The following is a 1884-nucleotide window of genomic DNA, read 5'->3' as shown; positions in this document are numbered from 1 at the left end:
GGCAGCGCCGTCGGGCAGCGCGGCGAGCACGCCGGCCAGCGCGGCCCGGTCCGCCGGCGCCGGGTGCGGCCAGCCGCCCGGCACCGGGTGTTCCCGTACCGTCCAGCCGAGCGCGGCCAGCTCGCGGCAGGCCCGACGGTCGTACCCGTTGCCGCCGCTGGGGCTCGCCGGGTCGTCGATGTCGCCCGGCAGCACCACGTGCACGACGGTCATCCGGTCACAGCGACCGCTCGTAGCTCGCCCAGGCGACATGTGACTCGTGCAGGGTGACCGTGATGCCGGCCAGCCCACGCGCCCCCTCGCCGAGCCGCCCGGTGTGCACCGCCTCGGCCAGCCGGTCGGCCACCGTCCGGGCCAGCACCTCGGTGGTGGTGTTCACCCCGGCGAAGTCCGGCTCGTCGTCCAGGTTGCGGTAGGTGAGCGCGCCGAGCACGGCCTTGAGCTGCTCGGTGGCCAGCCCGATGTCGACCACGATCCCGTCGGCGTCCAGCTCCGGCCGGCGGAAGGAGGCGTCGACGACGAAGGTCGCGCCGTGCAGCCGCTGGGCCGGGCCGAACACCTCGCCGCGGAAACTGTGGGCGACCATCATGTGGTCACGGACGGTGACGCTGAACATGGTCACTCCTCGTCGTAGGTGATCAGGTGGCAGAGCGCGGGGAGCCGGCCCGAGGCGAGCCGGTCCAGCACGTCGGGCAGGTCGGCGAAGCGGGACCGGCCGGTGAGCAGCGCGTCGAACACCGGGTCGGCGAGCAGGTCCAGGGCCAGCGCCAGCCGGTCGGCGTAGCTCCGGTCGGCGCGCCGGGGCGACACGGTGCCGACCTGGCTGCTGCGGATGCCGAGCCGCTTCGAGTGGAACGCCCCGCCCAGCGCGAGGGTGACCGGACGGTCGCCGTACCAGCTCAGCTCCAGCACGCTGCGCTCCGGACGGAGCAGGTCCAGCGCGCGTTGCAGCCCCTCGGCGCTGGCGCTGGCGTGCACCACGAGGTCCCGGTCGCCGGCCGCGTCGGCGGGCAGCGCGAAGTCGACGCCGAGCGCCGCGGCCACTCCGGCCCGGGCCGGGTCGGCGTCGACCAGCTCGACGTGGACCCCGGGGAAGCGGGCCAGCACGGCGGCCACGCAGCAGCCCACCATGCCGCCGCCGAGGACGGTGGCCCGGTCGCCGACCAGCGGCGCGGCGTCCCAGAGCGCGTTCACCGCGGTCTCCACGGTGCCGGCCAGCACCGCGCGGGCCGCCGGCACCCGATCGGGTACGACCACCACGGCGTCGGCCGGCACCACGTACGCGGTCTGGTGCGGGTGCAGGCAGAAGACGGTACGTCCGCGCAGTTCCGCCGGCCCCTCCTCGACGGTGCCCACGCTCAGGTAGCCGTACTTCACCGGTGCCGGGAAGTCGCCCTCCTGGAACGGAGCGCGCATCGTGGCGTACTGGTCGGCGGGCACCCGACCGGTGAAGACGAGGGCCTCGGTGCCCCGGCTGACGCCGGAGTAGCGGGCGCGGACCAGCACCTCGCCGGGGCCGGGCGGGGCGAGCGCGACCGGGCGGAGCTCACCCTCGCCGGGGGCGCGGAGCCAGAAGGCGCGGGCGTCACCGGTCACGAATTCTCCTCTTTTCCGCATCCGGACCGAACCGGACGGCCGAATTTCCCGTGATGACTGGCAGGGTTGTCGATCATAGACACGGAGGCAGGGTGTCCACGGTTCGAAATGGCCCGTTGGTCGGGCTGATCGTGCAGTTCGTCCTGCTGGCCGGGCTCGCCGGCACGGTGGGCGTCGGCGTGGCGGGCTGGCTCGCCGGGGTGGCGTACGCCGGGGTGCTCTGCGGGCTGCTGCGGCGCGGCCTGCGGGCGGCCGGCGCGGAGCGGCTCGGCCCGGCCGACCGGGTGA

Annotated in this window: 2 protein-coding genes and 2 pseudogenes; 1 reads left to right on the top strand and 3 read right to left on the bottom strand. The window is 75.2% G+C overall.

Annotated elements, in window-relative coordinates; genetic code table 11:
- From B0E53_RS36070 to B0E53_RS36060, 3 genes and pseudogenes are all read right to left on the bottom strand, one after another.
- Positions 1-213 (bottom strand): annotated as a pseudogene (locus B0E53_RS36070) (glycosyltransferase family 1 protein); the annotation flags it as partial.
- Between the two features lie 4 nt (positions 214-217).
- Positions 218-616, bottom strand: coding sequence for a 6-carboxytetrahydropterin synthase (locus B0E53_RS36065; RefSeq protein ID WP_107079880.1), 399 nt, complete (start codon positions 614-616; stop codon positions 218-220).
- 2 nt (positions 617-618) lie between these two features.
- Positions 619-1596, bottom strand: coding sequence for a zinc-binding alcohol dehydrogenase (locus B0E53_RS36060; protein WP_107079879.1), 978 nt, complete (start codon positions 1594-1596; stop codon positions 619-621).
- A gap of 92 nt (positions 1597-1688) precedes the next feature.
- On the opposite strand from B0E53_RS36060, the pseudogene B0E53_RS36055 reads away from it, so the two are divergent.
- Positions 1689-1884, top strand: a pseudogene (locus B0E53_RS36055) (CDP-alcohol phosphatidyltransferase family protein); the annotation flags it as partial.

Source organism: Micromonospora sp. MH33 (genome assembly GCF_003013775.1).
Lineage (GTDB): Bacteria > Actinomycetota > Actinomycetes > Mycobacteriales > Micromonosporaceae > Micromonospora > Micromonospora fulviviridis.
This window is presented reverse-complemented; position numbering and strand designations above follow the sequence as displayed.